This window comes from Pseudomonas thivervalensis, from assembly GCF_001269655.1.
GTDB lineage: Bacteria > Pseudomonadota > Gammaproteobacteria > Pseudomonadales > Pseudomonadaceae > Aquipseudomonas > Aquipseudomonas thivervalensis.
This window is the reverse complement of record NZ_LHVE01000020.1, coordinates 385,781-411,119: the sequence shown is the minus strand read 5'-3', so window position 1 is coordinate 411,119 and position 25,339 is coordinate 385,781. Positions and strand designations below refer to the sequence as shown.

At 62.2% G+C, this 25,339-nt stretch carries 23 protein-coding genes and 1 pseudogene; 16 read left to right on the top strand and 8 right to left on the bottom strand.

Going from position 1 to position 25,339, the window contains the following annotated elements:
* Positions 1–367 precede the first annotated feature (367 nt).
* The 7 genes and pseudogenes from AD659_RS26875 (at position 368) to AD659_RS26850 (ending at position 6,916) form a co-directional block, all read left to right on the top strand.
* Entirely contained in the window at positions 368–1,114 is a 747-nt protein-coding gene (locus tag AD659_RS26875) for a LytR/AlgR family response regulator transcription factor (RefSeq protein ID WP_053126481.1), read from the top strand.
* A 138-nt stretch (positions 1,115–1,252) separates the two neighbouring features.
* On the top strand, positions 1,253–2,194 hold the full coding sequence (hemC, locus tag AD659_RS26870; RefSeq protein WP_046065757.1) for a hydroxymethylbilane synthase: 942 nt from the start codon (positions 1,253–1,255) through the stop codon (positions 2,192–2,194).
* Positions 2,191–2,937, top strand: a pseudogene (locus AD659_RS30310) (uroporphyrinogen-III synthase); the annotation flags it as partial. The gene hemC and the pseudogene AD659_RS30310, both read left to right, overlap by 4 nt.
* A 36-nt stretch (positions 2,938–2,973) precedes the next feature.
* The gene (locus AD659_RS30305; protein ID WP_053127116.1) at positions 2,974–4,107 is read left to right on the top strand and encodes a uroporphyrinogen-III C-methyltransferase; all 1,134 of its coding nucleotides are present in this window, start codon (positions 2,974–2,976) and stop codon (positions 4,105–4,107) included.
* Positions 4,104–5,351 carry a heme biosynthesis protein HemY gene (locus tag AD659_RS26860; protein WP_053126479.1) on the top strand — a complete coding sequence of 416 codons (1,248 nt, stop codon included), beginning with the start codon at positions 4,104–4,106 and terminating at the stop codon, positions 5,349–5,351. Before AD659_RS30305 ends, AD659_RS26860 begins: the two co-directional genes overlap by 4 nt.
* A gap of 388 nt (positions 5,352–5,739) precedes the next feature.
* Positions 5,740–6,282 (top strand): disulfide bond formation protein B, encoded by a 543-nt coding sequence (locus tag AD659_RS26855; RefSeq protein WP_053126477.1) that lies wholly within the window; start codon positions 5,740–5,742, stop codon positions 6,280–6,282.
* 175 nt (positions 6,283–6,457) lie between these two features.
* Positions 6,458–6,916: an Rsd/AlgQ family anti-sigma factor gene (locus tag AD659_RS26850; RefSeq protein ID WP_053126475.1), complete on the top strand. Its 459-nt coding sequence runs from the start codon at positions 6,458–6,460 to the stop codon at positions 6,914–6,916.
* Between the two features lie 58 nt (positions 6,917–6,974).
* Here AD659_RS26850 and AD659_RS26845 read toward each other — a convergent pair whose 3' ends face one another.
* The gene (locus AD659_RS26845; protein ID WP_053126473.1) at positions 6,975–7,640 is read right to left on the bottom strand and encodes an FKBP-type peptidyl-prolyl cis-trans isomerase; all 666 of its coding nucleotides are present in this window, start codon (positions 7,638–7,640) and stop codon (positions 6,975–6,977) included.
* Between the two features lie 191 nt (positions 7,641–7,831).
* Between AD659_RS26845 and AD659_RS26840 the strand changes: the two genes are divergently transcribed.
* A complete protein-coding gene (locus AD659_RS26840) occupies positions 7,832–9,025 on the top strand; it encodes an AlgP family protein (protein ID WP_053126472.1) in 1,194 nt (397 codons plus the stop codon).
* Here AD659_RS26840 and AD659_RS26835 read toward each other — a convergent pair.
* Complete coding sequence (locus AD659_RS26835) at positions 9,022–9,486, bottom strand: TIGR02444 family protein (RefSeq protein WP_053126470.1); 465 nt, start codon at positions 9,484–9,486, stop codon at positions 9,022–9,024. The genes AD659_RS26840 and AD659_RS26835 overlap by 4 nt on opposite strands.
* Before the next feature lie 50 nt (positions 9,487–9,536).
* Between AD659_RS26835 and abc-f the strand changes: the two genes are divergently transcribed.
* The 3 genes from abc-f to rhtB all read left to right on the top strand — a co-directional run bounded on the left by abc-f (position 9,537) and on the right by rhtB (position 12,807).
* On the top strand, positions 9,537–11,447 hold the full coding sequence (gene abc-f, locus AD659_RS26830) for a ribosomal protection-like ABC-F family protein (RefSeq protein WP_053126468.1): 1,911 nt from the start codon (positions 9,537–9,539) through the stop codon (positions 11,445–11,447).
* Positions 11,447–12,028, top strand: coding sequence for a mechanosensitive ion channel family protein (locus tag AD659_RS26825; protein WP_053126466.1), 582 nt, complete (start codon positions 11,447–11,449; stop codon positions 12,026–12,028). Before abc-f ends, AD659_RS26825 begins: the two co-directional genes overlap by 1 nt.
* 146 nt (positions 12,029–12,174) lie before the next feature.
* Positions 12,175–12,807, top strand: coding sequence for a homoserine/homoserine lactone efflux protein (gene rhtB / locus AD659_RS26820; protein WP_053126464.1), 633 nt, complete (start codon positions 12,175–12,177; stop codon positions 12,805–12,807).
* A gap of 160 nt (positions 12,808–12,967) precedes the next feature.
* Here rhtB and AD659_RS26815 read toward each other — a convergent pair whose 3' ends face one another.
* The 4 genes from AD659_RS26815 to AD659_RS26800 form a co-directional block, all read right to left on the bottom strand.
* Positions 12,968–13,711 (bottom strand): hypothetical protein, encoded by a 744-nt coding sequence (locus AD659_RS26815; RefSeq protein ID WP_053126462.1) that lies wholly within the window; start codon positions 13,709–13,711, stop codon positions 12,968–12,970.
* A gap of 3 nt (positions 13,712–13,714) precedes the next feature.
* Positions 13,715–14,302 (bottom strand): penicillin-binding protein activator LpoB, encoded by a 588-nt coding sequence (lpoB, locus tag AD659_RS26810; protein ID WP_053126460.1) that lies wholly within the window; start codon positions 14,300–14,302, stop codon positions 13,715–13,717.
* A 206-nt stretch (positions 14,303–14,508) separates the two neighbouring features.
* Positions 14,509–14,880, bottom strand: coding sequence for a YcfL family putative periplasmic lipoprotein (locus AD659_RS26805; protein WP_003206754.1), 372 nt, complete (start codon positions 14,878–14,880; stop codon positions 14,509–14,511).
* Between the two features lie 18 nt (positions 14,881–14,898).
* Positions 14,899–16,293, bottom strand: coding sequence for a COG3014 family protein (locus tag AD659_RS26800; protein ID WP_053127114.1), 1,395 nt, complete (start codon positions 16,291–16,293; stop codon positions 14,899–14,901).
* Positions 16,294–16,608: 315 nt separating this feature from the next.
* Between AD659_RS26800 and AD659_RS26795 the strand changes: the two genes are divergently transcribed.
* Together AD659_RS26795 and AD659_RS26790 are read left to right on the top strand one after the other, a co-directional pair.
* Entirely contained in the window at positions 16,609–18,507 is a 1,899-nt protein-coding gene (locus tag AD659_RS26795; protein WP_053126458.1) for a cytochrome c/FTR1 family iron permease, read from the top strand.
* A gap of 114 nt (positions 18,508–18,621) precedes the next feature.
* Positions 18,622–19,077, top strand: coding sequence for a YaiI/YqxD family protein (locus tag AD659_RS26790; protein ID WP_053126456.1), 456 nt, complete (start codon positions 18,622–18,624; stop codon positions 19,075–19,077).
* A 126-nt stretch (positions 19,078–19,203) separates the two neighbouring features.
* On the opposite strand, the gene elbB is transcribed toward AD659_RS26790, so the two are convergent.
* A complete protein-coding gene (gene elbB / locus AD659_RS26785) occupies positions 19,204–19,872 on the bottom strand; it encodes an isoprenoid biosynthesis glyoxalase ElbB (RefSeq protein ID WP_053126454.1) in 669 nt (222 codons plus the stop codon).
* A gap of 123 nt (positions 19,873–19,995) precedes the next feature.
* Here elbB and AD659_RS26780 point away from each other — a divergent pair, with 123 nt between their 5' ends.
* Positions 19,996–21,243 carry a sterol desaturase family protein gene (locus tag AD659_RS26780; protein ID WP_053126453.1) on the top strand — a complete coding sequence of 416 codons (1,248 nt, stop codon included), beginning with the start codon at positions 19,996–19,998 and terminating at the stop codon, positions 21,241–21,243.
* Here AD659_RS26780 and AD659_RS26775 read toward each other — a convergent pair.
* Positions 21,224–21,847: a DedA family protein gene (locus tag AD659_RS26775; RefSeq protein WP_053126452.1), complete on the bottom strand. Its 624-nt coding sequence runs from the start codon at positions 21,845–21,847 to the stop codon at positions 21,224–21,226. The genes AD659_RS26780 and AD659_RS26775 overlap by 20 nt on opposite strands.
* A 204-nt stretch (positions 21,848–22,051) precedes the next feature.
* Here AD659_RS26775 and hemB point away from each other — a divergent pair, with 204 nt between their 5' ends.
* Entirely contained in the window at positions 22,052–23,065 is a 1,014-nt protein-coding gene (gene hemB, locus AD659_RS26770) for a porphobilinogen synthase (protein WP_053126450.1), read from the top strand.
* A gap of 17 nt (positions 23,066–23,082) precedes the next feature.
* Complete coding sequence (gene ppk1, locus AD659_RS26765; protein WP_053126448.1) at positions 23,083–25,299, top strand: polyphosphate kinase 1; 2,217 nt, start codon at positions 23,083–23,085, stop codon at positions 25,297–25,299.
* Positions 25,300–25,339 lie beyond the last annotated feature (40 nt).

Here is a 25,339-nt window from a genome sequence, read left to right as displayed (position 1 = left end):
GGTTTTTTCGATCGAGCCCTGGGATCCAAGAAGGTTTTCGCACAACGATATTTTTCGATTGAGCAATATCGTCGTGGCAACCGTCTACAGTGGACGGTAGGACTTTTGCTTTTTCCATCCATGGCGCACCGGAAATATAGAAGAAGGGGGAGCTCATATTGGTCAGATCGACAGTTAACAATCCCTACGGCGACGCCGTGCGACAACGGGCCTCGGGCATCGATCGGCAAGCGCTGGTAAAGATAGGCAACCGCCTCGCGGCACTTTTTGGCCCTCGAACGAGTCTTAGCGTGGATCGCGGTGACGGATGTCACTTCCCCTGTCTACGCTATCCTTGTGCGAGACTCACGCAGGAATCCAGCGCAATATGAATGTCCTGATCGTTGATGACGAACCACTGGCCCGCGAGCGCCTGAGCCGAATGGTTGGCGAGCTCGAGGGTTACAGTGTCCTGGAGCCGAGCGCCACCAATGGCGACGAGGCATTGGCCCTTATCGACAGCCACAAGCCGGATATCGTGCTGCTCGACATTCGCATGCCTGGCCTGGATGGCCTGCAAGTGGCGGCGAAGTTGTGCGAACGAGAGTCGCCGCCCGCCGTGGTGTTCTGTACCACCCGGGACGATTTCCCCCCCGAGGTGTTGCAGGCCGGTTCCGTGGGCTATCTGGTCAAGCCCGTGGCGTCCGAAGCATTGCTCGAAGCCTTGCGCAAGGCCGAGCGACCCAACCGCGTGCAACTGGCGGCGCTGACCCGTCCGGCCGCCGAAAGCGGCAGCGGCCCGCGCAGCCACATCAGTGCGCGCACCCGCAAAGGCATCGAATTGATCCCCTTGAACCAGGTGGTCTACTTCATTGCCGACCACAAATATGTGACCTTGCGCCATGAGAGTGGCGAGGTGTTGCTGGATGAACCCCTCAAGGCCCTTGAAGACGAGTTCGGCGAACGCTTCGTGCGTATCCACCGCAACGCTCTCGTGGCCCGCGAGCGCATCGAGCGTTTGCAACGCACCCCCCTTGGGCATTTTCAGTTGTTTCTCAAAGGCCTCAATGGCGACGCGCTGATTGTCAGCCGGCGGCACGTGGCCGGCGTACGCAAGATGATGCAGCAGCTTTAGCCGGGCGGTCCAAGGCGTCCAATGCGCGTCATTTCCAGGATTCTGGCGGCCAGGGAGGCCTTGGGGTCGTGATTCAAATCAAAGCGGTTTTGGCTGAGCTGTTATTATCTGCCGTATCTTTTAAGTACGGATTGATCCATGTCCCCTCGCGAGATCCGCATCGCCACCCGTAAAAGTGCCTTGGCCCTCTGGCAGGCCGAATACGTCAAAGCCCGCCTGGAAGCGGCCCATCCCGGCCTGATCGTGACCCTGGTGCCCATGGTCAGTCGCGGTGACAAACTGCTGGACTCGCCGCTGTCGAAAATCGGCGGCAAGGGTCTCTTCGTCAAGGAACTGGAAACCGCGCTGCTGGACAACGAAGCCGACATCGCCGTGCATTCGATGAAAGACGTGCCCATGGACTTCCCCGAAGGCCTGGGCCTGTTCTGCATCTGCGAGCGAGAAGACCCCCGCGATGCGTTCGTCTCCAACACGTTTTCCAGTCTTGAGGCGCTGCCTGCCGGAAGCGTGGTCGGCACGTCCAGCCTGCGTCGCCAGGCCCAATTGCTGACGCGGCGTCCGGACCTGCAAATCCGCTTCCTGCGCGGCAACGTCAATACGCGCCTGGCCAAGCTCGATGCCGGTGAGTACGACGCCATTATCCTCGCCGCCGCCGGCCTGATCCGCCTGGGCTTCGAAGACCGCATCACTTCGGCCATCAGCGTCGACGACAGCCTGCCGGCCGGCGGGCAAGGGGCGGTGGGTATCGAGTGCCGCAGCGCCGACAGCGACATTCATGCCCTGCTGGCGCCGCTGCACCATGAAGACACCGCCACGCGGGTGTTCGCCGAACGCGCGCTGAACAAACATCTCAACGGCGGTTGCCAGGTGCCGATCGCCTGTTACGCCGTGCTGGAGGGTGAGCAGGTCTGGTTGCGCGGCCTGGTGGGGGATCCCAATGGTGGTCGGCTGCTCAGCGCCGAGGCCCGGGCGCCACGTCACGATGCCGAGGCGCTGGGTGTGCGCGTGGCTGAAGACTTGTTGAGCCAGGGTGCCGCCGACATTCTCAAGGCGGTCTACGGCGAGGCCGGCCACGCGTGACGGGCTGGCGGCTGCTGCTCACCCGGCCGGCGGACGAATCGTCGACGCTGGCGGCTGTCCTGGCCGAAGCGGGGGTCTACAGCAGCAGCTTGCCGTTGCTGGAGATCGAACCGGTCCCGCTGTCCGATGCCGGACGGGCGATATTCAAGGCGCTGGATCAATACTCTGCTGTGATCGTGGTCAGCAAACCGGCCGCACGCCTGTGCGTCGAGCTGTTGCGCCAACACTGGCCCCAGCCTCCAGATCAACCCTGGTTCAGCGTGGGTGCTGCCACCGGACAGATTCTCGTCGATGCCGGCCTCACGGTGTTTTATCCCGATAACGGCGATGACAGCGAAGCCTTGCTGGAACACTTGGTCTTGCGCCAGGCTGTATCGCGGCCCGACCCCAAGGTCTTGATCGTGCGGGGCGAAGGCGGCCGAGGCTTGCTGGCAGAGCGTTTGCGCGAGCAAGGTGCTAGTGTCGATTATCTGGAATTGTACCGACGCCACCTGCCTGGTTACGGCGAAGGAGCGTTGTCGGCAATAGTCGAAGCGGAACGCTTGAACGCACTGGTGGTCAGCAGTGGGCAGGGCTTCGAGCATCTGCAGCGGCTGGCCGGCGATGCGTGGTCGGCCCTGGCGCGCTTACCGTTGTTTGTGCCAAGCCCGAGGGTGGCCGAGATGGCGCGTGCCGCCGGGGCCCGAACAGTTGTGGATTGCCGTGGCGCCAATGCCGCGGCTTTGCTGGCGGCGTTACGGGAACACTCCGTGCCGTTTTCTAATGCAAAGGATGGATACGTGAGCGAAACAGCCTTGCCAAAAGAAGATCTGGACCAGCCAGCGATCGATGCGCCGGTTGAAACTCCGCCACCCGTGGTGCCGCGTCGCGGCAACGGGCTGGCCGTTGTTGCACTGTTGCTCGGCGCTGCCGGCGTCGCCGTTGGCGGCTGGGCCGTGTGGCAGGTGCGTCACCTGCAAACCAATAATCAGCAGCAGTCCGCCCAGGTCCAGGCGCTGAATGACCAGGCCCAGGCCCTCAAGCTCAACGAGCAACGCTTGAGCGAGCGCCTGGCGCAACTGCCCCCGGCTGAAGAGCTGGAGGAAAGGCGGCGCCTAGTGGCCCAGTTGCAAGGTGATCAGCAGCAGCTGAACCAACGCCTGGAAACCGTGCTCGGTGCCAGCCGCAAGGATTGGCGCCTGGCAGAGGCCGAGCACTTGTTGCGCCTGGCCAGCCTGCGTCTTTCCGCCCTGCAAGACATCAACAGTGCCCAGGCGCTGGTCCAGGGCGCTGATGAAATCCTGCGCGAGCAGAACGATCCCGGCTCGTTCGCTGCCCGCGAGCAACTGGCCAAGACCCTCGCTGCGCTGCGCAGCACCGAACAGCCGGATCGCACCGGGCTGTTCCTGCAACTGGGCGCCTTGCGTGACCAGGTGCTGCAACTGACCGAACTGGCACCTGAGTACAAGGATCGCGGAGAGTCGCTGCTGGGCCTGACCGCCGATGGCGATGGTGCCAGCCGGTGGGCACAGTGGTGGGATCAGATTTCGCGCTATATCCGCATTGACTTCAACGCCGATGAGAACGTCCGGCCGCTGCTGGCCGGGCAAAGCCTCGTGCAAGTTCGCCTGGCCTTGAGCCTGGCCTTGGAGCAGGCGCAGTGGGCCGCCCTCAATGGTCAGGCACCGGTATACACCCAGGCGCTGACCGAGGCGCGGGACGTGTTGAAAAACAATTTCAACCAAGACAATCCGCAAAGCAAAATCATGCTTGAGCGGGTGGGTGAGTTGTCCAAGCAACCGGTGACAGTGGTCACCCCGGACCTGACGGGCACGCTGAGCAGCGTCCAGGCTTACCTTGAACGCCGCAACCTCAACGCCCAGGACTCGGTCAAGCCGCTGCCCGCGTCTGGCGCGCAGGAGGCCACGCCATGAAGCGTCTCTACGTGATTCTGTTCGTGGTCATCGCTGCCGCCGGCTTGCTGGGCGTGGCGATTGCCGAACACTCGGGTTACGTGCTGGTGGCGTACAAGAACTTCCGTTATGAAGCCGGCCTGTGGGTCACCCTGGCGCTGGTGGCGGTGATTTGGCTGGTGTGGCGAGGCCTGAGGTTCCTGATCGGGCTGGTGACCACGTCCAGTGGCGTGGTCAACCCGTGGTCGCGGCGCAACCGCAGCCGCCGGGTGCAGGTGGCGATCGAACACGGCCAGTTGGACCTGGCCGAAGGCCGCTGGGCCAGTGCCCAGCGGCACCTGCATCGCGCCGCCGAAGCCGAGCGCCAACCGCTGCTGTATTACCTGGGCGCCGCCCGCGCGGCCAACGAACAGGGTCTTTACGAGCAGAGCGACAGTTTGCTGGAGCGCGCCCTGGAGCGTCAGCCCCAGGCGGAACTGGCCATTGCCCTGACGCATGCGCAACTGCAGACGGACCGGGGCGACACGGACGGTGCACTGAGCACGCTGCAAACCATGCATGAGCGTCATCCCCATAACGTCCAGGCCTTGCGCCAACTGCAACGACTGCATCAACAGCGTGGCGACTGGTCGGCGGTGATCCGGCTGTTGCCCGAGTTGCGCAAGGATAAGGTCCTGCCGCCGGCCGAGCTGGCTGAGTTGGAGCGTCGCGCCTGGGGCGAGAATCTCAGTCTGGCGGCGCACCGCGAGGAGGACGGCAGCGTTGGCTTGCAGTCGCTCAATCGCGCCTGGCAACAACTGACTTCCGCGCAGCGCCAAGAGTCGGCGTTGGTGCTGGCCTATGCCGAGCAACTGCGCCAGCTGGGTGCCCAGGTCGAGGCTGAAGAGATCTTGCGGGGCGCGCTCAAGCGTCACTACGACAGTCACCTGGCGCGGCTGTACGGCTTGGTTCGCGGCAATGATCCGATCCGCCAGTTGCAAACGGCCGAAGGCTGGCTCAAGGACCACCCGGCGGATCCAAGCCTGCTGCTGACCCTGGGGCGCCTATGCCTGCAGAACAGCTTGTGGGGCAAGGCGCGGGATTATCTGGAAAGCAGTTTGCGCGTTCAGCGCAATCCCGAAGCCTGCGCTGAACTGGCGCGCCTGCTGGCGCAACTGGGGGATACCGAGCGCAGCAACCAGTTGTTCCAAGAGGGGTTGGGGTTGTTGGATGAGCGTCTGCTGGCCGCGCCGTTGCCGGTTCCGGCCCAGGTCTTGTCCACTTGAAAAGGGCATGACTCAATTCCTGAGTATGTATGAATCCTTTTGTGGCGAGGGAGCTTGCTCCCGCTCGGCTGCGCAGCAGTCGTAAAAACCTGCTCACTGTTTTTTCCTGATGCACCGCGTTGAATGGCTTTGGGGCTGCTGCGCAGCCCAGCGGGAGCAAGCTCCCTCGCCACGGGTTGGAAACCTTGAATAAGGGGTGCGAATACCACCCCGGTTTTGGGGCTTTGGTCATACCTTCAGCAAAGTCCTACAGTCGATCGCGCCGAATCACCTTCGAGCTGTCGGGAATTCCCTACACCCTTGGTGAAGTGTCTGCGCGGGGCCGCCTTGAAAGGCCCGAGGGCTTTCCTCTACCGTAACTGCCTGTCTCTTCTGTTACGGAATCGCCATGTCTTCGGCCAGCTCACGCTTCTTGTTTCTCATGGCTTCCATCGCCGCCGCCCTGGCTTTGGGCATCAGCACTTATCTGGAATATTCGGTCGGCCTGAAGCCTTGCAGCCTGTGTGTCTTGCAGCGGTTGTGCCTGATGCTGTTCCTGGCGAACAGCCTGGTGGCGTGCGTACACGGTCCAGGCCGAAGAGGCAGTCTCTTCTATGGTGCGGCAGGGCTGGTTTCGGCGACGGCGGGAATGACCCTGGCATGGCGTCAGGTCCTGATGCAAAGCCATTCGTTCGAGCCGTTTCCTGATTGCATTGTCCAGCCCAAGCCGATGGATTCCTGGTGGTGCGCGTTGCATCGTATCCTCGATGGCGCCGTCGACTGTGCGAATATCACCTGGACGTTGTTCGACCTGAGCATCCCCGAGTGGAGCCTGCTGTTTTTTCTCGCGGTGTCCAGCGCGATGACCTATCTACTCCTGCGCCTTGCCTGGAGTGCTCTGGTACGACCGCTCGGCGGCGATACGTCGCAGTTGGTCCGGGCCATGGATTAAACACTTGTATGAACTTTATCTCCTGCGTACCTTGAAGCCATTGTCGCGCGGGCATAATCTGGCCCGCACGTGTTATTGGAATTGTGCCGCTCGATCATGTTGTGTCTGGCTTGTCCCTGGTCCATCAGGCGTGCACAGGCTGCGAGTGGCATGACTCACAAGGGAAGAAATCACCATGCTCGAAAGTTGTCAGAATGCTCAGGAACGCTGGGGTGGGGTGCATCTGCTGATCGATCGCTGGCTGCAGGAGCGTCGCGAACTGATTCGGGCCTACGATGATCTTGGCGACAAGCCTGAAGCCCTGAGCGAAAGCCGCAAACCCTTGCAGGAGTTCTGCGGTGTGCTGGTCGACTATGTGTCTGCCGGTCATTTCGAGATCTACGAACAACTGACGGGCGAGGCCAAGGCCTTCAACGACAAGCGCGGCCTGGAACTGGCCGAGACGATCTACCCACGCATCGATGTCATCACCGAGAAGCTGCTGGCGTTCAACGACCTGTGCGATGAAGGCAAGTGCGTGGCGGAAAAATTCAAGGAGCTGGGCGGCTTGCTGCACGAGCGTTTCGAATTGGAAGACTGCCTGATCGAAGTGCTGCACAACGCTCACAAGGAAGAAGATACCGTCCAGGCCTGAGGGTTTGCGGTCATGAAAAAACGGTGCGCATTGCGCACCGTTTTTTATTGGGCCAACGTCAGGTCGTCGCGCCCAGCAACTCGATTTCAAACACCAATGGCGTGTACGGCGGGATCACATCCCCGGCCCCTTCGGCGCCATAGGCCAAGGACGACGGAATCACCAGCCGCCATTTCGCGCCGACCGGCATTTGCGGCAATGCACTGCGCCACCCGTCAATCACACTGTCGAGACTGAACCACTGTGCCTGGCGGTTTGAATCGAATACGGTGCCGTCCGGCAAACGACCGATATATAGCACCTGGACTTTGCCGTGAGGGCCGGCCTTCGCACCGTGGCCTGGTTTGATTTCGGTCAGCAGGATGCCGTCTGAAAGTTGCTGGACGCCGGGTCGGTTCTTTTCTTCGATGAGAAACTTCTGCTCGGTCTTCAACGCTGCTTCGAACTGCGGTGTTGTCGATGGTGCGTTCAGTTGCGCCTGGTGCTCGGCCAGGATCTGTTCGATGCGTTCATCCTTGAGCGCCAGCGGCTTGCCCAGGTAGGCCTGTTGCAAACCTTCGACCAAGGCTTTGATCTGCAGGTCCGGCACGTCCTGGCGTAGGCGTTCGCCGAGGCTGGCGCCCAGGCTGTAAGCCAAATCGTGAGCATCGTCTGTAGCGGATTTTTCAACGGCCTGGGCCGTGGCGCAAACCATGCACAGGATAAAAAACAGGTGACGCGACATGTGTGCTCTCCGGCCTCGAATCGAGGAATTATGCCAGTGCCGATATCTGTAGAGGTGGATTGCCAAGGCACTGGCGCAGAAGATTTTTCGTCTCTTGCAACGCAACGTCTTGTGTACTGTCAACATGCCCTAGCGGCGGTTGCAGCAGAGGTCTAGTATGAGCCGCACTCACGTCAGTCAGGAGGTAAACCATGTCGGCCACCAAGAAGCCTGTAAACACTCCGTTGCACTTGCTCCAACAACTCTCGGGCAGCTTGCTCGAACATCTGGAAAATGCCTGCTCCCAAGCCCTGGCTGATGCTGAAAAACTGCTCGCCAAACTGGAAAAGCAACGCGGCAAAGCGCAGGAAAAACTGCACAAGTCGCGCACCAAACTGCAAGACGCAGCCACCGCCGGCAAGGCCAAGGCACAAGCCAAGGCCAAGGACGTCGTGAAAGAACTCGAAGACCTGCTCGATGCCTTGAAGGATCGTCAGTCCGAAACCCGCGCCTACATCCTGCAACTCAAGCGTGATGCCCAGGAAAGCCTGAAACTGGCCCAAGGCGTCGGTCGCGTGCAAGAAGCCGCGGGCAAGGCGCTATCGCTTCGTGCTGCCAAGCCTGCCGCTGTATCGGCCAAGAAGCCGGCGGCTAAACCCGTCGTGGCAAAAGCACCGGCCAAAGTCGCTGCCAAGCCTGCCGCCAAAGCACCGGCCAAAGCCGCCAGCAAGCCGGCTGCCAAACCCGTCGCTGCCAGCGCTGCAAAACCTGCGACCAAAAAACCAGTCGTCAAGGCGGCTGCCAAGCCAGCCGCAAAAACAGCGGCCGCTAAACCTGCCGCTGCCAAGCCCGCTGTAAAAGCTGCTGCAAAACCAGCCGCCAAACCTGCGGCAAAAGCTGTCGCCAAACCTGCCGCTAAAACCGCCGCTGCCAAACCTGCCGCTAAAACCGCCGCTGCCAAACCTGCCGCGACGAAAACCGCTGCCGCTAAACCGGCTGCCAAAGCGGCGGTAAAAGCCACTGCAAAACCGGCTGTCGCTAAGCCTGCGGCCAAACCAGCAGCGAAGCCTGCGCCAGCCAAAACGGCTGCGGCCAAGCCCGCTGCAAAAACCGCTGCCAAGCCAGTCGCTGCCAAAGCTCCCGCCAAAGCGACGGCTAAAGCCGCTGCCAAGCCGGCCGTGGCAAAACCTGCTGCAGCGAAGCCAGCCGCTACCAAGCCAGCCGCGAAACCGGCCGCGAAAAAACCAGCCGCTGTAAAACCTGCGACTGCGCCAGCTACCAAGCCGGCGACACCGACCCCGGCTCCGACCGCGGCACCTGCGCCAACCGCCAGCACTCCGGCCGCGGCGACCAGCCCAGCTGTCGTTGCGCCGAGCACCAGCAGCACCCCAACCAGCGCTTCCTAAGTGCCGGACACCGCGACGCGCAGCTGATGCAGCGCGTCGCGGCTCGCTGGCCCGGCATTCGCCGCCAGCCCTTGCAGCCATTGGGCTGAATCGTTCTGTTGTGCCCCGGGCCAATCCTTGGCCATCGCCTCCAATCGCTCCAGCAATCGCCGTTCGGCTGTCAGCTCCAGTTGCTTGACCTGCTCGCGCAGGCTATCGAGTGCCGTGTCCTGGAGGGCGCTGGCTTTCCATTGGCTGCGAAGCCTACGCAGAGGACGCACCACCTCGGCATCCCACGGCTCGGCCAGTTTTCGCAGTTGTTGCAGCCTGTCTTCATTGCAGGCCACGCCGCGCTGCGCCAGCCACAGGCCGCAAAGCAGCAGGCAGACGTTCGCGCCGGCATCTTGTGACGCCAGGCAGGCGGGCTCTACGCCAGGCTTGGCATAGAGGTCGAGGGAAAAACTCCACAGGTCAGGGGACATCGTGCTACTCGCGCCAGTTGCGAGCGAAGCTGGTAGACTCCGCCGCCATTATGATCCGACTTCAGAACCTGACTTTACAGCGTGGCCCGCAACGTCTGCTAGAAGACGCCGAGCTGACCCTGCACGCCGGCCACAAAGCCGGCCTCATCGGTGCCAACGGCGCCGGCAAATCGAGCCTGTTCGCCTTGCTGCGAGGCGAGCTGCACCCGGACTCGGGCGACTGCCTGCTGCCGGCCGATTGGCGCATCGCCCACATGCGCCAGGAGGTCGACACCCTCGAACGCCTGGCAGTGGACTATGTGCTCGACGGCGACCTGCGCCTGCGCCAGGTGCAACGTGACCTGGCGGCGGCCGAAGCGGCCCACGACGGTGCCGCACAGGCCCGTCTGCACGCGGAACTCGACAGTGCCGATGGCTACACCGCCGATGCCCGCGCGCGTAAATTGCTCGCCGGCCTGGGCTTTACCAATGAGCAGATGGATCGCCAGGTCGGGGATTTCTCCGGTGGCTGGCGGATGCGCCTGAACCTGGCGCAGGCCCTGATGTGCCCTTCGGATCTGCTGTTGCTCGATGAACCGACCAACCACTTGGACCTCGACGCCATCATCTGGCTCGAAGACTGGCTCAAGAGCTACCCGGGCACGCTGCTGCTGATTTCCCACGACCGCGATTTCCTCGACGCGGTGGTGGATCACGTCGCCCATGTCGACCAGCGCAAGCTCACCTTGTACCGCGGTGGCTACAGCGCCTTCGAGCGTGCCCGTGCCGAACGCCTGGCCCAGCAACAGCAGGCCTACGAGAAGCAACAGGCGCAACGTGCGCACATGGAAAGCTACATCGCCCGCTTCAAGGCCCAGGCCACCAAGGCCCGCCAGGCCCAAAGCCGGATCAAGGCGCTGGAGCGGATGGAAGAGCTGTCGGCGGCCCACGTCGATTCACCGTTCGATTTTGTCTTCCGCGAATCGACCAAGATCTCCAGCCCGTTGATCGACCTGTCCGACGCACGCCTGGGTTACGGCGACAAGACCGTGCTGGAGAAGGTCAAGCTGCAACTGACTCCAGGTGCGCGGATCGGTCTGCTGGGCCCCAACGGTGCCGGTAAGTCGACCCTGATCAAGAACCTTTCCGGCGAACTCGAGCCTTTGGCCGGGCGCCTGACCCGGGGCGAGAACACCGTCGTCGGCTATTTCGCCCAGCACCAGCTCGACTCCCTGGATTCCAAGGCCAGCCCGCTGCTGCACCTGCAACGGTTGGCACCGACCGAGCGTGAGCAGACCCTGCGCGATTTCCTCGGCGGTTTCGATTTCCGTGGGGCGCGCATCGACGAGCCAGTGTTGAATTTCTCCGGCGGCGAAAAGGCCCGCCTGGCGCTGGCGTTGATCGCCTGGGGTCGGCCGAACCTGTTGCTGCTCGACGAACCGACCAACCACCTGGATCTGGAGATGCGCCTGGCCCTGACCATGGCCTTGCAGGAGTTCAGTGGCGCGGTGTTGGTGGTGTCCCACGATCGACATCTGCTCAAAAGCACCACGGATAATTTTTTCCTGGTCGCCGATGGCAAGGTCGAGGAATTCGACGGCGATCTGGAAGACTACGCCCGCTGGCTGGTGGAATATCGCCAGCGCAACGCGCCGGTCAGCAACACGCCGGTCAACCCCGACAAGACCGACAAGAAGGCCCAGCGCCAAGCCGCCGCCGCACTGCGCCAGCAACTGGCGCCGCACAAGCGCGAGGCCGACAAGCTCGAAGCCGAGCTGGGCAAGCTGCATGAAAAACTGCAGAAAATCGAAACCAGCCTGGGCGACAGTGGTCTCTACGAGGCGGCGCGCAAGGATGAGTTGCGTGACCTGCTGGCCGAACAGGCCAGGCTGAAGGTTCGGGAAGCGGAGCTCGAGGAGGCGTGGATGCAAGCGCTGGAGTTGCTGGAAAACCTGCAAGCGGAGCTGGAGGCTTTGTCCTGATGGAAGCGTTGACGTTGCCTGTCCCTGTCCTGTGGATCGAGCCGATCTGGCTCGGTGTGCAAATCCTGCTGATCCTGGTGGCCGGTTATGTCTCGCAGCGCTTTGTCGCGCGTGCGCTCACGGGCCTGGGTGAGCGTTACCCGCTCCCACCCCAACTGGTGATTATCCTGCGGGGCGTGCTGCGCTGGCTGATCATGGGCACTGCGGTACTGGTGGTGCTCGAGCGCCTGGGCGTCTCGGCCACGGTACTGTGGACGGCCCTGTCGGGTTTTGTCGCGGTGGCAGCGGTGGCGTTCTTCGCCATCTGGAGTGTGCTGTCTAATCTGTTTTGCGCCGTTTTGATCTACACCGTCGGACCGTTTCGCCTGGGCGATGTGGTCGAGCTGGTGGACACCACCGACAAGCCCGGCATCAAGGGGCGCGTGGTGGCGATCAATCTGTTGTACACCACGCTGATCGAACCCGAGGAACTCGGCACCGGCAGCGCCATGGTGCAAGTGCCCAACAGTCTGTTCTTCCAGCGCTCGGTACGGCGCTGGCGGGGTAGCGAAGCGTTTCCGGTGGGTGGGTTCGTCGAATAACGCAAAGGGCTGCTAGGCGGCCCAGCGGGAGCAAGCTCCCTCGCCACGGCTCATGCCCGCTTAAGTGCTCGTGCAAAAAAACGATGGTCAACGACGTGGCGGCGCATTAGCTTAGTCGTTTCGACGAATCCGAGCCGAGGTGTGCAATGTTGCTGGAGACATGGCTGGCGTTTTTTGCCGCCTGTTGGGTGATCAGTCTTTCCCCTGGTGCCGGTGCCATTGCATCGATGTCCAGCGGTCTGCGCTATGGTTTCTGGCGCGGTTACTGGAACGCCTTGGGCCTGCAATTGGGTCTGGCGTTGCAAATCGTGATCGTCGCCGCCGGTGTTGGCGCGATCCTCACCGCGTCGGCCACCGCGTTCTATGCGATCAAGTGGTTCGGCGTGGCCTACCTGGTCTACCTGGGGGTCAAACAGTGGCGAGCCATTCCCGGTGACATGACTGACGACGCGGTCCCGCGGCCCATCGGCAAGCCCCTGGCGCTGGTGTTTCGCGGCTTTCTGGTCAACGTCAGCAACCCCAAGGCGCTGGTGTTCATGCTGGCGGTGCTGCCGCAGTTCATCAATCCCCATGCGCCGTTGATCCAGCAATACCTGATCCTGGGCGTCACCATGATCGCTGTCGATCTCATCGTCATGGCCGGCTATACCGGGCTGGCGTCCAAGGTCCTGCGTCTGTTGCGCACACCGAAACAGCAGCGGCGGATGAACCGGGCCTTCGCGGGTATGTTCATTGGCGCGGCGGGGCTGCTTGCGACGATTCGCAAGGCCGCGGCATAAAGCAAAATCTGTGGCGAGGTAGCTTTTGTGGCTGGCTTTTGTAGAGGGCTTTTGTGGCGAGGGAGCAAGCTCCCTCGCCACAAAAGCATTCAGCTCATCACAGAAGCCAAAACAGCTAGCTCGCCACAAGAGCCGCTAAACAGCTACCCGACGGTATGCCTTAGCGCAAGATCACCGGCGCGGTATCCCGAGGCAGGTTGTTGCGCTGCACCGGCTCGCCAGGTTGTTCATAGCTCGGGCCGCCGAGCTGTTCGCTCAGTTGCCGTGCCACGTCTTCACCCAGCGCCTTGGACACCTCGCGTACCACCCGTGGACGGTTGAGGCTGATGTGCACGTCCCGGTGGTTCAGCAACTTGGTGTCCTGGCCTTCGCCCATGGCCGTAAAGGCCGAGGTGATTTCATACGTCTTGGTGTTGATCAGGCTGAAGTCCGCCACCAGGGTCAACGCCAGCACAGCCGAGTAGCTGTCGGTATTGGCCAGCTCGTTGATGTCGCGGGTGAAGTCGATGTCCGACACCGTGCCGAACAGCACGTAGTCGGCACCCTTGAAGTTGCCGGCCTTGATGCGCTTGATCACGTCATACACGTCGCCATTGGACGCCGCGGTGTGGGGCGTGCCCTGGGTCAGTTGGAACATCCCGCTGCGCAGGATCTCGCCCTTGATGTCACCGGTGAACTTGCGCAGTTCGCCCTGTTCGATGTAGCTGCTGGTGGCTTCCATCTCGTCGTAGCTCGAGGAAGCGCTGGCGCTGTAAGGGTTCGCCTGGAAGTTGCTTTGCGCCGAAACGGTGTGGATGTACTCCTCCACCCGTTCCTGGTACGCCAGGTCGGTCACTGCGACTTTTGGGGCCGCCTGCGCGCTGAATGCGCAGGCCAGGGCCATGATGCCTATCCATGTGCGCATGGCTTAGCGCTCCGTGGTCTTGCGGATTTCTTTTTCGTCCATCCACTCGGCCAGGCCGCTCTCGACGTCGATCAATTGCAGGCTGAATTTGTAGAAGACGTCCTTGTAGTCGCTGCTGCGCTTGACGATCGAGCTGATGGAGCCCTCGAGGCGGTACTTGGCAGCGATCATGTTGCCGGTCTTGGCCACGGTGCTTTTCTTGTACAGGCCGCTCTGGTTCTGCAGCTTGAGCTGGTCGACCTGGCTCTCCATGGCGGTGTTGTCGCTGGCGAAACGGGCGGCGCCGGTCTTCATCAGCTGGGTCTTGATGCTGGTGGTGATTTCGCGGGTGTCGATGTATTCGCTGGTCTTGTTCTTCACGTCATAGACCTGGACCACCGGGCGACCCTGCAAGATGCCGGACTGGGCCAGGGAACGGGTCATGGACTCGGCGATCATCTGCAGGTCGGTGGAGCCGAACTCGTTGGTCACGGTTTCCACGGCCTTGGTATCGCCGTAGCTGATGTTCTTGTTGCCCAAGACCGGCGAGTTGTTGGCACAGCCGCTGACTAGCAGGGCGGCGAGGGCGAGGGAGGAAATGCGTACGAACATATGGGTGCTCTCGAAAACTGAATGAATATGGGCTCAGGTGCAATGCCGATCAGCAAAGGAACTTGTGCCGACGATCCCTGTGGCGAGGGAGCTTGCTCCCGCTCGGTTACGTAGCAACCGCAAGATTTTGGGGCCGCTTCGCGCCCCAGCGGGAGCAAGCTCCCTCGCCACGGGGCCGGTGTTGGCTTGGCTGACCGGGATCAGGCTCAAGGGGTATTGATTTCCAAACGGAAATCCACGGCCTTGGGGGTCGGTGCGATGGCCGGCAGGAAGCTGGTCTGTTCGCCGTATAGCGTCAGGCTTTTCCAGGTTTCTTCCTCGGCGATCGGAAAACCTTCCGGCCCCAGCCAGGCAAAGCGGTAGTACATCGTCTTGTTGTTGTAGCTGGTGTTGCTCAACTGGACATTGACGGTCATGTAGCCGTTTTCCCGGGCCACGCGCATGGCACCGACCACGATGTTCTTGGTCTTGCCCATCGCCACGACCTTGCTCGCGGCGCTGCCTGGCTCCGGTGGTGGCGGGGTGGCGCAACCGGCCAGCAAGGCCAGGGCACCGACGGCGATCAGTTTTAAACGCATGTGAACAAGACTCCGTTCTTAAGGTTGCTTGAGGGCAATGGCGGTCGGGGTGGTGCCTGGTATCACCTGGGCCGCCAGGCCGCCGGCGAACACCTGGTTACCCACCGCCCGCAGGCTGATGACCTGGTAGCGCTGGTCGACGGTGATCTTGACCACCGAGCCGCCCACCGCGCTTGGCAGGGTGACCTGGTGCTCACCTTTCTTCAGGCGCAGGCGCACCACCTGGGTGTAGTCGGGCAGGGTGCGCCAGGTCCGGGTGTCGGCCCCTTCGAGTACGGCCGAGGTGAGGCCGACGGCCAGGCCGGCCAGGGGGTTGGTTTCGTTGATCTGCTTTTGCGCCACGCCACGGGTGACGGCGCGCACGGTGGTGCGCAGGATGATGCCCGGCATGTCGTCGCGCAGGGCCCGGCGAGACATGGCGGTGGTGCTGTTGAGTTGGGTCAGGTCCAGCTGACGACCGTCGACACCGATCTGGCCGAAGGTGGCCGTGGAGGTGTCAGGCTTGATCAGCGGGAACGACAATGGCGTGATGACCAGGTTGCCGCTGATTGGCAAGGGCAGAGGGATGCGGATCGAGTCCCGAGACGGCGCCAGGCCACTCTGCACCACGATCAGGATGTCGCTGTCATCGCTCTTGGCGGCGGGTTTGTCGAGGTCACGCAGGGCCTGCTCCAGCAATGGCGTGTTGGGACGCAGTTCGGCGGCCTTGCGATAACCCGGTGCGGCCAGGTCCTTTTCACCCAGGGCTTCGTAGACGAAACCGGCCAGGTAATGGCTGAACGCGCTCTGGTAACTGTTCTTGAGGCTGACCACTTCCGGGGCGTCGAGACTGGCCACCGGATAACCCTGGAGGTCCTTGTATTCGGTCTTGACCCCTTGTTTCTCGGCTTCTTCCTCGCGCTTGAGGTATTCCTTGTCCCGCAGGTCGGCGATCACCGCTTCGCGTTCGTGGGTCTTCTTGATCTGGGTCCGCGCGCCGTCGAAGTCATTCACCGCCAGCAGGTTCAGGGCCATCTGTGTGGTCAGCATGACCTTTTCGTAGTCGTAGCCTTCGTAGCGGCGGACTTTATCATTGACCAGGAAACTGCCGAACTGGGCCAGGTACTTGGCCGTGTCGAGCTTGACTGCATCTTCCCACTGGCCCACCTGCTGGTCGGCGCTGCTCCAGGCTGTCTGGCTGCCGGACAAATCGCCCTTGGCACGCAGCAGCTCACCTTTCTCGAAGTAGTACAGCAGGTCTTTGTCTTGGCTGGAATTGTTCTTTTCCAGCAGGGTCAACGCGCCGTCGACGTTGCCGGACGCCAATTGCTGGTTGGTCTGGGCCAGTTCGCTGTCGTAGTTGCGAAAGGCCGCGCAGCCGGACAACAAGGTGATCGCGCCAAGGGCGACCGAAAGAACGGCACGGGATGCCATGAACATTTTCTTCCCTGATAGCAGCCAAGGTGTGCGGGTCGGGCTGGAGCGATCCCACGGACGAGCGTCATGACGCTGTCGGTTCCTCATGAAAAGAGGAGCTTTTATGCCGTCAAATGATAAGAAGGCCGCCGGATTATAAACATGGCGCTTGGCTATGTAATGGCTTTTCAATTCCTAAATGCCGTTTTTGTGACATCACCTCCAAAGCATGAAAATCCGATGAAAACAGACCGCTAGAACACATCAGCCCTTGAGCCAAAGCCATTGGAAGTGAACAATGTGTTACTTCTTATTACCAACTGAGAGTCATTCATGACTGTGCCGTTTCGTTTCCTGGCCTGGCTTGTACTGCCATTGCTTGCGCTGTGCAGCACTTCGCTGCTGGCCGATACCGTCGAGAGTGCCCCTCAGGCGCTGCATTTGTTGGATTACATCGGGGCGGATTACCCGGCCACGGTCGAGGCGGGCAAGGTCATCGACGATGCGGAATACCGTGAGCAGCTGGAATTTACCCAGGCACTGGAAGGGTTGATCGCCGGGCTGCCGGCCAAGCCGGAAAAGGACGAACTGGTCCAGGGCATCGGCAACTTGCGCTCCGCGATTACCCAACGCCAGGACGGCGGCGATGTTGCCCGTCTGGCGCGGCAATTGGGAGCCAAGCTGGCGGTGGCGTATGAAGTCAGCCAGGCGCCGGTCATCACCCCGGATCCCGCCCGCGGCGCGCCGCTGTATGCGCAGAACTGCTCGGTGTGCCACGGCGCCAACGGTGCCGGCGACGGGCCTGCCGGTGTCGGCATGGAACCGCCGCCTGCCAATTTGCGCGACGCCCAGCGCCTGGACCGCCTGAGTCTCTATGCGATCTACAACACCCTCGGCATGGGGGTTGAAGGCACCGACATGCCAGCCTTCGCCGATCAGCTCGACGACCGTCAGCGCTGGGACCTGGCGACCTATATCGCCAGTTTCAGCGCCGATCCGGCCGCAGCCAAAAGTGAACAGGCCTTCAACCTCGCTGACCTGGCGCGCCAGACCCCGGCCGAAGTCCTCGCCGCGCAAGGCCCCGCCGCAGCGGCGACATTCCGTGCCCAGCGGGCCCAGCCGCCGCAGGTACAACGTGGCCCGGCGCAGTTGCTCGACTACACGGCCGCGACCCTGGACAAAAGCATCGCGGCGTATCGCGCCGGTGACCATGACCAGGCCTATGACCTGTCGGTAGCGGCTTACCTGGAAGGTTTCGAGCTGGTGGAAAGCTCGCTGGACAACGTCGACGCCAATGTGCGCAAGGACACCGAAAAGGCCTTGATGGCCTACCGTCAGTCGCTGCAGGACGGTTTGCCGGTGGAACAGGCTGAACAGCGCCTGGACACAGCCAAGGCCAAGTTGACGGAGTCCGCCGGCTTGCTGGGCGGCGATGGCTTGAGCTGGTCGCTGAGCTACATCTCCGGCTTGCTGATCCTGCTGCGCGAAGGGCTGGAAGCGATCCTGGTGCTGGCGGCGATCCTGGCGTTCCTGCGCAACACCGGCCAGCAGTCGGCGGTGCGCAGCGTCAATGTCGGTTGGGGCCTGGCATTGCTGGCTGGCCTGGCGACCTGGGGCCTGGCGGCGTATGTGATCGACGTCAGCGGTGCCCAACGTGAACTGCTCGAAGGCGCGACGGCGCTGTTCGCCAGTGTGATGGTGCTGTGGCTGGGCGTCTGGATGCACGACCGTCGCCACGCGGCGGCCTGGCAGGATTACATCAAGAGCAGCCTGGTGGGCGGCGGCGGCCGGTTCGGTTTTGCGATCCTGGCGTTCTTCTCGGTCTATCGCGAACTGTTCGAAGTGATCCTGTTCTACGAAACCCTGTGGCTGCAAGCGGGCCCTGCCGGGCATAACGCCGTGCTGGCCGGCGGCGCGACGGCGCTGGTGTTGCTGGTGGGGCTGGCCTGGGTGATCCTGCGCGGCTCGGCGAAACTGCCACTGGCGCTGTTCTTCAGCATCAACGCCGCGTTGCTGTGCGCACTGTCGGTGGTATTCGCCGGTCATGGCGTGAAGGCCTTGCAGGAAGCCGGGATCTTCGGCACCCATCCGGTGGCGTTCTTCGACTTCGACTGGCTGGGCATTCATGCCGATGCCTATTCGCTGGCCGCCCAAGTGGTGGCGATCCTGGCGATCGTGGTGCTGTATGGGCGCAGTTGGGTGGCGGAGAAGCGCCGGGTCCAGGTTTCCTGAACAACAGCATTCGCTGCGCTCATCATCGCGAGCAAGCTCGCTCCCACAGGAGGTAGGCTGTCCCTGTGGGAGCGAGCTTGCTCGCGATGCTTTTTAAATAGAGGAAACCACTCAATGCGCGTATGGATCGACGCCGACGCCTGCCCCAAGGCGGCGAAGGAACTGGTGGTCAAGTTCGCCCTGAAGCGCAGGTTCCTGGTGGTACTGGTGGCCGGTCAGCCGCAGATCAAGCCGGCCCTGGCTTGTGTGAAATTGATCGTGGTGCCCAGCGGCCCCGACGCGGCGGACGACTACCTGGTGGAGCACGCGGTGCCGGGTGAATTGGTGATTTGCAGCGACGTGCCCTTGGCTGATCGGCTGGTGAAGAAGGGCGTTGCCGCCCTCGACCCGCGGGGCAAGGAGTTCGATGCGCAGAACATGGGCGAACGGCTGGCAGTGCGCAACCTGTTCACCGATTTGCGTGAACAAGGGCACATGGGCGGGGGCCCGGCGGCGTACAGCGAGCGGGACAAGCAGGGGTTTGCCAATGCGCTGGATCGGATCCTGACGCGTTTGACCCGAATTTCCTGAGACTTGCCCAAACCCCTGTGGGAGCGAGCCTGCTCGCGATGGCGGTGTGTCAGCCAGCAGCTATGCCAGCTGAACCGTCGCTATCGCGAGCAGGCTCGCTCCCACATTGGATTGGCGGTGCTGCTGTTAAACGTCGTTCTCGTGCGTCAGCTCCAACACCCGGTCCACCAGCTTGTTGATGCCTGAAGCCGCTTCGCTGATGTTCTGCGCCAGCATGTAGGCCGGGGTGCTGACCAGTTTGCGTGCGCGGTCTTCGACGATGTCGGTTACCGCGCAATCTTCATGAGTACCACCCATTTTGCTCACGGCCGCCGCAGTGTCCGGGTCGTTGCCGATGGTGCAGGTCACCCCCGGGCCATAAATTTTTGCCGCCAGGGCCGGAGAGATGCAGATCAGCCCGACCGGTTTGCCCGCCTCGGCAAAGGCCTCGGTCAAGGCCAGGACCTCTGGCTGGACGGTGCAGCCGGCGCCTTCGACGGCAAAGTTGGAGAGGTTTTTCGCCGAGCCAAAACCACCGGGTACGATCAGTGCGTCGAAATCCTCGACGTTGGCGTCACGCAGATCCTTCACATTGCCCCGGGCGATCCGCGCCGACTCCACCAGCACGTTACGGCTCTCGGGCATTTCTTCGCCAGTCAGGTGATTGATCACATGCAACTGGGCAATGTTGGGGGCGAAGCACTGGACCTGCGCCCCACGCTGATCGAGGCGCAGCAAGGTGATCACGCTTTCGTGGATCTCGGCGCCGTCATACACGCCACAGCCGGAAAGGATCACTGCAATTTTTTTGCTCATGGGCTTTTCTCCAGATTCATGGCGTTAAATGTCTACTAATTTGTCACTCGTTGCCATAGGGGGATCGGGCAGCTACACCTAATCTGCCGACTATCTCCCTGCCTTGCCTGCCCGGGTTGCGTCATGAATTTCATCCTGTATGCCGTGCCGTTCTTCTTCGTGCTGATCGCCGTCGAGTTGCTGGCCGATCGCTGGCGGGGTGTGAGCCACTACCGCGTGGCAGACGCGATCAACAGCGTGAGCACCGGGGTGCTGTCGACCACCACGGGCCTGCTGACCAAAGGCGTGGGACTGGTGACCTATGCCTTTGCATTGGAACACCTGGCGGTCATCGAGCTGCCCGCCGACCGGGCCTGGACCTGGGTGTTTGCCTTCGTGCTCTACGACTTCTGCTACTACTGGCTGCACCGCATGGGCCATGAGCGCAACATCCTCTGGGCCGCCCATTCGGTGCACCACCAGAGCGAGGACTACAACCTGTCCACCGCGCTGCGCCAGACCAGCACCGGGTTCCTGTTGAGCTGGATCTTCTACGTCCCGCTCGCCGTACTGGGCGTGCCGCTGGTGGTCTTCGTCAGCGTCGCGGCGTTGAATCTGCTGTACCAGTTCTGGGTCCACACCCAGCACATTCCCAAGCTCGGCTGGCTGGAGTGGTGCTTCGTGACGCCGTCCAATCATCGTGCCCACCATGCACAGAACCCTCTCTACATGGATCGCAACTACGGCGGGGTGTTCATTATTTGGGACCGTCTGTTTGGCACCTTCCAAGAAGAAGACGATAACGAACCGGTGATTTTTGGCGTGACCACGCCCCTGGCGAGCTGGAATCCGTTATGGGCCAACCTGCAGTTCTATGCCCAATTGTGGGCCGACGCGCGGCGGGCCGGGCGCTGGTGGGACAAGCTGCGGATCTGGTTCATGCCCACCGGCTGGCGCCCGGCGGATGTCGCGGCGCAATACCCGCTGAACAAGCCGGACCTGAGCCGGTTCCGCAAATTCGAAGTGCCGCTGGAACCTCGCCAGCAGGGGTACGTGGGGCTGCAGTTCTGCGTCTACATTGCCTTGGGCAGTTACTTGATGAACCTTGAAGGCAGCCTGCCGGTCGCCGCCCTGGTGCTGGGCTGGGGCGCGGTGGCATTCGGTCTGTTCGTGTTGGGCGTGGCCCTGGAGAATCGCCCGTGGGCGCTGAAGCTGGAGCTGTTGCGGCTGGCCTCGAATCTGCCGCTGGTGTGGCTGGCGCCGTTGGCCGGGTTGTGGCCGGCCAGCGCTGTGATGAGCCATGGGGCCTGGGTCGGGTTGCTCAGCTACAGCCTGCTCAGCGGCATCGGGCTGTACTGCTGTCGCAGCCGGTTTACTCGGTTGGCGTCGTAGGTTCGCCGGACCGAGCTTGTTCCAGGCGCTCGGCTTCAAGGACTTTTTTGGCCAGCCGCGCATTCTTGATGCGTCGGCGCAGCCACAGGACCAGGCCCAGCACCAACAACGCGCCGAGCACCCACAACTCGTATTTCTTGATGCTGCCCAGCATGCCTTCGAGCACCGCGCCGAAGTGATACGCGGCGGCGGCCAGGGCCGTGGCCCAGATCGCCGCGCCGATGCCGTTGAGCAACAGGTAGCGGCCCGGCGGATAGCCTGACAGGCCGATCGCCACCGGCATCACCGTGCGCAGGCCGTAGACAAAGCGGAAGCTCAGGACCCAGATGTCCGGATGCCGGCGGATGTGCTCCAGTGCGCGATCCCCCATCAACTGCCAGCGCGGCTTGCGCGCCAGGAGCTTGCGACCGTGCTTGCGGCCCAGGAAATACCACAGCTGGTCGCCCGCGTAGCTGCCGCAGAACGCCACGACCACCACCAGGTTGATGTCCATGTAGCCACGGAACGCCAGGAAGCCTGCGAGCACGAGGATGGTTTCGCCTTCGAAGAACGTGCCGATAAACAGGGCCAAGTAGCCGAAGTCATGCAGAAATTGTTGGAGCATTGTCTGGGTGCTGGCGAAATGAACGCGCAGCCTAACCCTTCAGGCACATTCAGGAAAGTATCGAAATGTGTCTCGACGTGAACAATTCCTACAGAAGACAATGACTGCGACTACCGGTCGCGCTTTAGCACAACTGTCACACGTTCGTCATAATGGCCGCTTATAACTGTCACGCTCGCCCGTCTGCGGGCTCAGGAGTCTGCCGTGAGCTTTACCCCCGCCAATCGTCTGTTCCCTGCTACCCGCCTGCGTCGCAACCGCCGTGATGAGTTCTCTCGTCGGCTGGTGCGTGAAAACGTGCTGACCACCGATGACTTGATCCTGCCGGTATTCGTGCTGGACGGCGAGAACCGTCGCGAAGCGGTGGCGTCGATGCCTGGGGTGGAGCGCCTGACCATCGACCTGCTGCTCGAAGAAGCCGCCCACTGGGTCGAGCTGGGTATCCCGGCGCTGGCCCTGTTCCCGGTCACGCCACCGGCGCTCAAATCCCTGGACGCCGCCGAAGCCTGGAACCCGGAGGGCATTGCCCAACGTGCGACCCGTGCCCTGCGTGCGCGTTTCCCGGAACTGGGGGTGATCACCGACGTGGCGCTGGACCCGTTCACCACCCACGGGCAGGACGGTATCCTCGATGAAGACGGTTACGTGCAGAACGACATCACCGTCGATGCGTTGGTCCGACAGGCGCTGTCCCACGCCGAGGCCGGTGCCCAGGTGGTGGCCCCCTCGGACATGATGGACGGGCGCATCCAGGCGATCCGCGAAGCCCTTGAAGTGGCCGGTCACGTCAATGTGCGGATCATGGCCTATTCAGCCAAGTACGCCAGCGCCTACTACGGCCCGTTCCGCGATGCGGTCGGCTCAGCCCTGAACCTGGGCAAGGCCAACAAGGCCTCTTATCAGATGGACCCGGCCAACAGTCAGGAAGCCTTGCACGAAGTGGCGGCTGACTTGTCAGAAGGGGCAGACATGGTCATGGTCAAGCCTGGCATGCCTTACCTCGACATTCTTTGCCGGGTCAAAGACGAATTCAAAGTGCCGACCTTTGTTTATCAGGTCAGCGGCGAGTACGCCATGCACATGGCCGCGATCCAGAACGGTTGGTTGGGCGAAGGGGTGATCCTGGAGTCCTTGACCGCTTTCAAACGCGCAGGCGCTGATGGCATCCTGACTTACTTTGCCGTGCGCGCCGCCCAATTGTTACGAGAGCAGAAATAGCCTCCCAGGAACTTGCGATGAATACCGAAGGACTCTCCGAAGTTGCCGTAAAAGACGCTCAGCCCGTGGTCGAGCAAATCGCCGAGACGCCGCCTGAGCTGGAACCCGCTCCGCCGGCTGTCGTCGAGCCCGCCCCGGCCCCGGCGATTGCCATTCCGAACCTGGATGACAGCAGCCTGTACATCCATCGCGAGCTGTCGCAACTGCAGTTCAACATCCGCGTGCTGGAGCAGGCGCTGGACGAGTCCTATCCGCTGCTGGAGCGGCTGAAGTTCCTGCTGATCTTTTCCAGCAACCTGGATGAGTTTTTCGAAATCCGCGTGGCCGGCCTGAAGAAGCAGATCACCTTCGCCCGTGAACAGGCCGGCGCCGATGGCCTGCAACCGCACCAGGCCCTGGCCCGCATCAGCGAGCTGGTCCACGGTCACGTAGACCGGCAGTACGCGATCCTCAACGACATCCTGTTGCCGGAGCTGGAAAAGCACCAGGTGCGCTTCATCCGCCGGCGTAACTGGAACACCAAGATCAAGACCTGGGTGCGCCGCTACTTCCGCGACGAGATCGCGCCGATCATCACGCCGATCGGCCTCGATCCGACGCACCCGTTCCCGCTGTTGGTCAACAAGAGCCTGAACTTCATCGTCGAACTGGAAGGCATCGACGCCTTCGGTCGCGATTCCGGCCTGGCGATCATCCCGGCGCCGCGCCTGTTGCCGCGCATCATCCGCGTGCCGGAAGACGTCGGCGGCCCCGGCGACAATTATGTGTTCCTGTCGTCGATGATCCACGCCCACGCCGATGACCTGTTCCAGGGCATGAAGGTGAAGGGTTGCTACCAGTTCCGCCTGACCCGTAACGCCGACCTGTCGGTGGACACCGAGGACGTCGAAGACCTGGCCCGCGCCCTGCGCGGCGAGCTGTTCTCCCGTCGCTACGGCGATGCGGTGCGCCTGGAGGTGGCCGACACTTGCCCGAAACACCTGTCCGACTACCTGCTCAAGCAGTTCAACTTGCATGAGACCGAGTTGTATCAGGTCAACGGCCCGGTCAACCTGACCCGACTGTTCAGCATCACCGGCCTGGACAGCCACCCGGAACTGCAATACCTGCCGTTCACGCCGCAGATCCCGAAACTGCTGCAGAACAGCGAGAACATATTCAGCGTGATCAGCAAGCAGGACATCCTGCTGTTGCACCCGTTCGAGTCGTTCACGCCGGTGGTCGACCTGCTGCGCCAGGCCGCCAAGGACCCCCACGTCCTGGCGGTGCGCCAGACCCTGTACCGCAGCGGCGCCAACTCGGAGATCGTCGATGCCCTGGTGGACGCCGCGCGAAACGGCAAGGAAGTCACGGCGGTGATCGAATTGCGCGCGCGTTTTGACGAGGAATCCAACCTGCAACTGGCCAGCCGCCTGCAAGCGGCCGGTGCAGTGGTGATCTACGGCGTGGTCGGCTTCAAGACCCACGCCAAGATGATGCTGATACTGCGCCGTGAAGCCGGTGAGATCGTGCGTTATGCCCACTTGGGCACCGGCAACTACCACGCCGCCAACGCCCGCCTGTACACCGACTACAGCCTGCTGACCTCCGACGATGCCCTGTGCGAAGACGTCGGCAAGCTGTTCAGCCAGTTGATCGGCATGGGCAAGACCCTGCGCATGAAAAAGCTGCTGCACGCGCCGTTCACCCTGAAAAAGGGCATGCTCGACATGATCACCCGGGAGACGCAGTTCGCCCTGGACGGCAAACCGGCGCACATCATTGCCAAGTTCAACTCGCTGACCGATCCGAAGATCATCCGTGCGTTGTACAAGGCCAGCCAGTCGGGCGTGCGCATCGACCTGGTGGTGCGGGGCATGTGCTGCCTGCGGCCAGGCATCCCGGGGGTGTCCCACAACATCCACGTGCGCTCGATCATCGGGCGGTTCCTGGAGCACACACGGGTGTTCTACTTCCTCAACGGCGGTGAGGAGCAGATGTTCCTGTCCAGCGCCGACTGGATGGAGCGCAACCTCGACAAGCGGGTCGAGACCTGCTTCCCGGTGGAAGGCAAGAAGCTGATCCTGCGGGTCAAGAAGGAGCTGGAAAGCTACCTCACCGACAACACCCACAGCTGGAGCCTGCAGTCGGACGGCCGTTACATCCGCAACACGCCGACCGGCAACCAGAACCCGCGCAGCGCCCAGGCGACGTTGCTCGAGCGCTTGAGCAGCCCGGTGTTGGCGGTTCGCTAAACGTCCTGGGGCGAGCTTGGCTTTTGTGGCGAGGGAGCTT